Source organism: Micromonospora sp. NPDC051227 (assembly GCF_044455385.1).
Taxonomy (GTDB): domain Bacteria; phylum Actinomycetota; class Actinomycetes; order Mycobacteriales; family Micromonosporaceae; genus Micromonospora.
Genome location: NZ_JBITET010000016.1, coordinates 131,581 through 138,763, shown reverse-complemented (window position 1 = coordinate 138,763; position 7,183 = coordinate 131,581). Strand labels below are relative to the sequence as shown.

Below are 7,183 nucleotides of genomic sequence, written 5' to 3'. Positions count from 1 at the left end.
TCACCACCGGTGTAGCTGAACCGACCCTGCTGCGGCTCGGTGGCGTCCCACTTCATCTCGTTCTCGGCCACGACACTGTTGAACTCACGGTTCAGGATGGTCGTGTAGGCGCCGGTGGAGAGCTTGCCGGTCGCGACGGCGGCGCCGAAGTAGCGGCCCTTCTCGGCAGCGGCCGCCTTCAGGGTCGTGCCGGCACCGGATGCGGGAGTCAGCGCCACCGTCATACCGGTGGTGAGGGCGACGGCGATTGTCGCCGCCGCCAGCATCGTTCTCATGGGTTTCATGGCGTTCCTTTTCAGTGGTTGCATCGGTGGTGGTGATGTGCCACTTCACTCGGGGCGACCGATCGGGACGGTCTTCCTGGCCGCCCGGCATCAGCATCAGCACGCACGGTCCGAGAGGGCTGTCGCCGGCAACTGCCGGGTCCCGAGGTGACGGCCGCATGCCCTTGCGGACGTCGTGATCGGAGGTACGACCCGTGCGGCTCGCCCGGTGAGCCACGGGAACGATCGTCCTCTATATCGAGAGTGAGCGATAACATGCCGTTCGTCAAGACGTAACGGGCCGTTCACGCCGATCTCCCAGAACGCCGCGTTTCGCCCGGTACCAAACGTCCAGAGCAACCGTGCTCAGCCGCCGCACGACCAGCGGACGAGTCGTACCACCGCGCTGTTCAGGCCACGCCGGACGGCAACCCTGTTATCGCTCACAGTCGTGGCCGCGGCTCCCAGCCGTTCACGAGCACCCGGTAGCCGAGCCACTCGCGGACGGCTGCGCCGGGTGCACGTCGACGCGTACTCCGGCGACCAGGTCGGCGGTGGTGTGGGCCGCGATGCCGGGCTGCGCGGCGTCGGCGAACCGCTCGACGACCGCCCGGACGTGTCGCTCGGCGGGTGCGGCGAGGCCGTCGTAGACGGCCGCGAACAACTCCCGCGCCGGGCGCCTGAGCCAGTCCCGTGGGAGCAGTTCCACGGGCAACTGCGGGTCGAGGACGGGAAAACGCCGGAAGGTGTCCATCACCTCGGTACGGGCCCGCACCGCCGCGGCGCCGTCGATCTGCCCGGACCGCACCCCGGGTAACAGCGGCGTCCACCGCCGGAGGAACGCGTCGTAGCTGCGACCGATCGCCTCGATGTCCCAGGCCTCGATCGGCGCGCGGTGAATGGCCGAGGCGAGCGCGCTCTGCCGCCCGTGAAACACCGTCACGGCGCCGAGGGTGAGCCGATCGAGCTCGGCCCGAGCCGCGGCAGTCAGCTCCTGCGGCGAGATCCACAAACCGTCGTACAGCGGCGCGTAACCGAGCCACCGGAGTTGCGCCCGCAGGGCCCGGCGCTGCGTACCGCGATCCTGCGGCAGCGAGAAGGCGACGATCGTCCAACACCCGTCCCACCGCGCCGTCGAGGTGGTGGAGGCGAGGATCCAGTGCCCGCCGGCGGAGAGGTTGGCGGCGGCGGCGCGGCTGAGCCGGTAGGAGCTGCGCCGCCCCAGTCGACTGCCCTCCAACACGCCACGGCGGGCCAACCGACTGATCGCGGTCCGCGCTCCGGCCGTCGTCACGCCGGTCTCCCCGAGCAGCGCGACGATGGCCGCCGACGGGAGGGCGACCCGGGTCCGCAGGGTGTAGTCCGCCAACAGGGTCACCGCGACACCCTGGGGCGAGTTGCCGACCTGCCGACGGGGCAGCCGGAGTGGCTGGTCTCCGTCGTCCGGATAGATCTCGTCGATGTCGAAGAGGCTTGCCACAGACGCTCCGTGCTCCTCGGGGGACGGTATGACGACTCTAGACGGACCTCCGCGACTCGTCATAAATAGAGAAGCCTCGATTGACACTTGTTGGCCCGAGGGGAACACTAATTGCCACGCGATGCCATCCGAAGCCGGGCTGGGCGAGCCACAGGTAGCGGGCAGCGGCGATCAACGCGGGAGTCGGGCAGACCCGCGACCGGATCGCACGGCCAATCCCGCCTGCACAGCCAATCGAAGGAGTCGTCCGTTGAGAATCAGAAGGAAACTGCTACTCACCCTGGCCGCGTCACTGGTGGCGGCCGGCCTGGTGGCCCCCACGGTCGGGCCCGCGTACGCGGCGTCACTGACCGAGGTGACCAGCTTCGGTGACAACCCGGGCCGGATGCGCATGCACGTCTACGTGCCGGACAACCGCCCGACCCGGCCGGCGGTCGTGGTGGCTATGCACGGCTGCGGCGGGTCCGGCCCCGGCTTCTACTCCGGGAGCGAGTTCGCCAGCCTCGCCGACCGCTACGGGTACATCGTGATCTACCCGTCCGCCACTCAGCAGGCCGGGTTCGGCAACTGCTTCGACGTCTGGTCGGACGCCGCGAAGCGACGTGGCGGCGGCAGCGACCCGGTGTCGATCGTCTCGATGGTCCGGTACGTGCAGCAGCAGTACGCGGCCGATCCGGAGCGGGTCTACGCCACCGGCAGCTCGTCCGGCGGCATGATGACCAACCACATGCTCGCCCTCTATCCCGACCTGTTCAAGGCCGGCGCCGCGTTCATGGGCGTGCCGTTCAACTGCTTCGCCAACGCGGCGGACTTCCCGCCCACCAGCAGCCAGTGCACCGGCGGAAACATGAACCGGACCCCGCAGCAGTGGGGCGACGCGGTCCGCCAGGCGTACCCCGGCTACTCCGGGCCCCGCCCGCGCGTGCAGCTGTGGCACGGCACCAACGACACGCTCGTGCCGTACTCGCTGTTGCAGGAGGCGATCGAGCAGTGGACCAACGTGTTCGGGCTGAGCCAGACGCCCACCTCCACCGACACACCCCAAGCCAACTGGAACCGGCGCCGGTACGCCGACAGCGGCGGCACCGTCCAGGTCGAGGCCTACAGCATCCAGGGGGCCGGACACAGCCTGCCCTCCGGCGGCATGGCCGCGTCCGCCATCGCGTTCTTCGGGCTGACCGGCCCCACGACGCCGCCCCCGACCACGCCGCCGCCTACCACCCCGCCCCCTACCACACCTCCCCCCACCACGCCGCCGCCGACCACCACGCCGCCGCCGACCACCCCGCCGCCGGCGTCCGGCGCCTGCCGGGTGACTGTCGACGTCAACGCCTGGAACACCGGGCTGACCGAGAACATCACCGTCACGAACACCGGCGCCAGCGCCGTCAACGGCTGGTCCCTGGTCTTCACCCTGCCCGGTGGGCAGACCATCACCTCGGGCTGGAACGCCACCTACTCGCCCAGCTCGGGCCAGGTGACGGCCCGCAACGTCGCCTACAACGGCGGCATCCCCGCCAACGGCTCGGTGAGCTTCGGCTTCCAGGCCACCCACACCGGTAACAACGCCAGACCGTCCTCGTTCACCCTCAACGGCGCGGCCTGCACTGTCGCCTGAAACCGGGTCGACGTCCATCCGCGCGTGCGCCGGTCACCATATGCTGGTGACCGGCGCACGACTCGTACGGCGTCGCCAGGATCAGCGGTAACCGGCGGTCACCACGCTGGCCTGCACGGCGTTCTCGGTCGCGTCAGACGGATAGCCGGCGACCATCGCCCCCTCGTAGAAGGTGCCGGCGCTCAGGTTCGCGCCGCCGTCGGGCTTGCAGCAGTCACCGCCACTGCCCAGGATGATCGCGCCCTGCTTCTTCATCGGGCTGTATCCCGGCGGGAGCGAGCCGTCGTACAGCGTGTAGAGGCTGCCCGCCTGCGCGTCGCTACCCTTGATGGCGAACCTGGTCGTGCCGTTGTTCTTGAGCGTCGCGGTGACGAACTTGCTGGTGAACGCGCGCTGGTTCGGGTTCCAGGAGCTGCTTCCGCCCGGGAAGAGACCCCACTCGAGGTCGGCCTGCACCCAGGGTCCGCTGCCGGAGCAGCCGCCGAACCAGCACTGCTTGCTGAAGTTGATGGCGTCCATCGCCCCGGCGGCGTCGGCCTTCCTGGTCGTCTCGCTGTTGCCGTAGTCGAAGCAGCAGCCGCTGTTGACGTGGGTCCCGCTGGTCACCATGTACATGCCCTCGGGTGCCGCGCCGGTCGGCACGCCGGTGAGGTGCCCGTCGCGCCAGTAGCTGTTGCCGGGGTTGATGTAGAGCGAATAGGCCTTCGCGCCGCCCACGGTCAGCGACTCCGAGGTCGCGATCGCCGGCCTGCTCTGCGGGGAGCCCGGAACGACGCTCGAACCCTGGTACCAGAGGTCGTTGCCGCGCCCGGACTGGTCGAAGACGACAGTGATCACGCAGGTCGTGCCGGAGCAGAACGAGTCCTGCGTCGCCGCGTTGGCGGTGCCGCCGGTACCCGTGAGCCCGATGTTGCGGGTCGTGTTGTCCGACGAGCGTCGGACCTGGTAGAGGTTGCCGGCGTACGCCTCGTAGAGCGCCCGCGTGGTGCTGTGCGCCGCGATGCACGGGGTGCCGCCGGAGGCGTAGATGTCGCACGGACGCGCGCCGGTCGGAGGGTTGGTCGGCGGCGGGGTGGTGGTCGGCGAGGCCCACTGCTGGTTGGCACCGCCGTTACAGGCCCAGAGGATGATTTTGGTGCCGTTCGCGGTGGCGGCGCCGTTGGCGTCGAGGCACAGCCCGGACTGCACGCCGGTGATGGTGCCGTTGTTGTTGACGTTCCACTGTTGGTTGTTCTGGCCGTTGCAGTCCCAGATGATCACTTGGGTGCCGTTGGCGGTGCCGCGGCCGGAGGCGTCCAGGCACTTGTTGCCGTACGCCTGGAGTTGCTTGGTCGATGTCCACGTCCAGGTCTGGCCAGCGCTGCCGTTGCAGTCCCAGAGTTGCGTCTGGGTGCCGTTGGTGGTGCTGGAGTTGGGCACTTCGAGGCAGCGGCCGGACGGCGTACCGACGATCGGGGTGCTCTGCCCCGGCGCGATGGCGGCCGCCATCGGGGCGGCCCCGGCCTCGGCGATCGGCGACGGGGCACCAGGGGTGGCGCCGATGCCGACGAGCACTCCGACCAGCGCGGCCGCCAGGGCGGTCAGACGTCGGGCGCGATGACGTCTCGGGACGAGTTCACGGGCTGTTCGTGGCCCGGTGGGGGACGGGGTTCGCACGAGGTGGCTCCTCGGAGTCGTGGAAGCGCGGTGGGGTGTTGACGCGGCACGGGGGGTGGTGGCGATGGCGAATCGATTCGCGGCGAATCGTATGACCTTTGTTCAATTCATGTCAATGAATGCAATGGCGGGGTGGTGCGCTGGCCGTTGGGCGGACCACCAGCGCACCACCTCCCCCGGGAGGCCTACCGCCCCAGAAGCCGCCACGTCTGGTTCAACGGGCTGCCCTGGTTGACCGCCTTACAGGTCCACTGGTGGACAAGCGCGCCGGCCGCCGTGGAGACCGCGTTGACATCGACACACTTGCCACTGTGCCGGGCGACGAGTTGGTAGTCGTGCGAGTCGTTGCCCGAGTAGGTCACCTTGCGCAGCGTGAACTGCTGGTTGAGGCTGTTCAGGCAGGTCCACTGGTGCACCGCCGCGCCGTCGGCGGTGGACACGCCGCTGACGTCGAGGCACTTGCCGCTCTGCTGGTTGACCACCGTGTAGGCGTTGGTCACGCCGGCGACCGGGCGGAAGTTCCAGAGCTGCTGGTCACCGCCGTCGCAGTAGTTCTGCTGTTGGACGTTGCCGTCGGCGGTGCTCAGGCCGGCGTTGTTCAGGCACTGCTGGGAGTGTTGGGCCACTGCCACCGACTGAAAGCCGCCGTCCGAGGGGGGCAGCAGCGTGACGGTGTACGTGTCGGTCTGGTTGGTGTACGGCAGGGTCACGGTGACGTTGTTGTTGGACACCCCGACCACGCTGTTCGAGACCGTGACCGGCCCCGCCACCGCACCGCCACCGTTGTGCGGGATGCGTTGGGTGAGGACCCGGACCTGGTTGTTCTGCACGATGCCGCTGGTGGTGTCCAGGCGTTGCAGGTTGACGGTCAGGTTCCCGGTGGTACGACCACCGCCGACCAGCACCTTCGCCGCCCCGGCCGCCTTCGTGGCGTACGCGTCGTACGACTGGCTGGGGGTCACCGCGACGATCTCCCCGACCTGGGAGGCGTAGTAGCGGTAGTTCCACCACTCGCCCTTGGGCTGGTGCTGGCCGGCCGAGTTGCGGATCAACAGGTTGCCGAGGTCGTTGTGCAGGCTGCCGCCGCTGGCCCAGTTCGCCCGCAGGCCGTCGGCCCGGGCCCGCTCCAGACGCGCGATGTACCAGGCGCCGTCGGCCGGGTTCTGCTCGTCGGGCGCGCCGTACTCGTTGATCTGGTACGGACGCGGGTGGGCGATGCCGCGCGGATCGAGGGTGGCGTTGGCGGCGTTGACGTTCGCGACCGGGTCACCGGGCAGCGAGTGCCAGCTGATGATGTCCGGCACCGTGTTGGTCGAGCGGACGAAGTCCAGGTACTGGTTCCAGAAGGCGTGATTGGTCGACGGCACGCAGGCGCAGCTCGGCCCGACGATGAGCTGACTGGGGAACTCCGCCCGGAGGCGCTGGTAGGTCCGCCGCCACAGTTCGAGGTACTGGGAGATCGGCCGGTTCCAGAAGATGGTGATGTTGGGTTCGTTCCAGATGTCCCACTGCACCGACAGCCCGGACGCCCGGACGTCGTTGATCAGGCGGGTCAGGAAGTTGTCGTAGTCGGTCCAGTTGCCGTTGTCGCCGGGAAAGCGGGAGATTCCGGCGCCGTCGGCACCCCAGAGGTCGTGCGGCAGGATGATGAACTTCCCGCCGAGGGCGGTGGTCCGACGTGCCTGGGCGAGTGTGGAGTTCCAGCGCCGGTCGTAGGTTCCGCCGACCCAGCCACTGCCCGGGAGCTGCGCGCCGCCGGCGCGCATGTACTGGAACTTGACGTCCCGGTAGAAGTGGTCGGCCGGACCGCTGGCGTTCTCGGTCATGCCGTAGATCCAGCCGGAGGCGCGGTAGGTCGGCGCACCGTTGGTGGTGGCGAAGTTGACGCTGATCGACTCGTCGGCGGCCTGGGCGGGGGACGGGACGACGGTGACAGCGGCAGCGGCGGCGAGCAGGCCGACGACGAGTCGGGCCACGAACACGCGGGCTCGTCCTGACCTGCTGCGGGACGGGGTTTTCACGGGCGGCTCCTTGGTGGCGCGCGGGGGACGCTCTCCGGAGGGCAGCACTTACGAATCGATTCGCTCGGATCGTAGGACCGGGAACTGAACCATGTCAATGTAGCGACGGCGCGGTGACGCCCGTGTTGCCCAGCGCTCCTCCCTG

Annotated in this window: 5 protein-coding genes; 1 reads left to right on the top strand and 4 read right to left on the bottom strand. The window is 69.2% G+C overall.

Annotated features, from left to right (window positions below; genetic code table 11):
• The coding region (locus ACIA47_RS28960) for an endo-1,4-beta-xylanase (protein WP_396711487.1) at positions 1-284 on the bottom strand (284 nt) is incomplete at its 3' end.
• A 451-nt stretch (positions 285-735) separates the two neighbouring features.
• Positions 736-1,743 (bottom strand): PaaX family transcriptional regulator C-terminal domain-containing protein, encoded by a 1,008-nt coding sequence (locus ACIA47_RS28955; RefSeq protein ID WP_396711486.1) that lies wholly within the window; start codon positions 1,741-1,743, stop codon positions 736-738.
• Between the two features lie 250 nt (positions 1,744-1,993).
• Between ACIA47_RS28955 and ACIA47_RS28950 the strand changes: the two genes are divergently transcribed.
• On the top strand, positions 1,994-3,361 hold the full coding sequence (locus tag ACIA47_RS28950; protein WP_396711485.1) for a PHB depolymerase family esterase: 1,368 nt from the start codon (positions 1,994-1,996) through the stop codon (positions 3,359-3,361).
• Between the two features lie 81 nt (positions 3,362-3,442).
• On the opposite strand, the gene ACIA47_RS28945 is transcribed toward ACIA47_RS28950, so the two are convergent.
• Both ACIA47_RS28945 and ACIA47_RS28940 read right to left on the bottom strand, forming a co-directional pair.
• A complete protein-coding gene (locus tag ACIA47_RS28945; protein ID WP_396711484.1) occupies positions 3,443-5,017 on the bottom strand; it encodes an arabinofuranosidase catalytic domain-containing protein in 1,575 nt (524 codons plus the stop codon).
• Between the two features lie 185 nt (positions 5,018-5,202).
• Complete coding sequence (locus ACIA47_RS28940) at positions 5,203-7,038, bottom strand: RICIN domain-containing protein (protein ID WP_396711483.1); 1,836 nt, start codon at positions 7,036-7,038, stop codon at positions 5,203-5,205.
• Positions 7,039-7,183 lie beyond the last annotated feature (145 nt).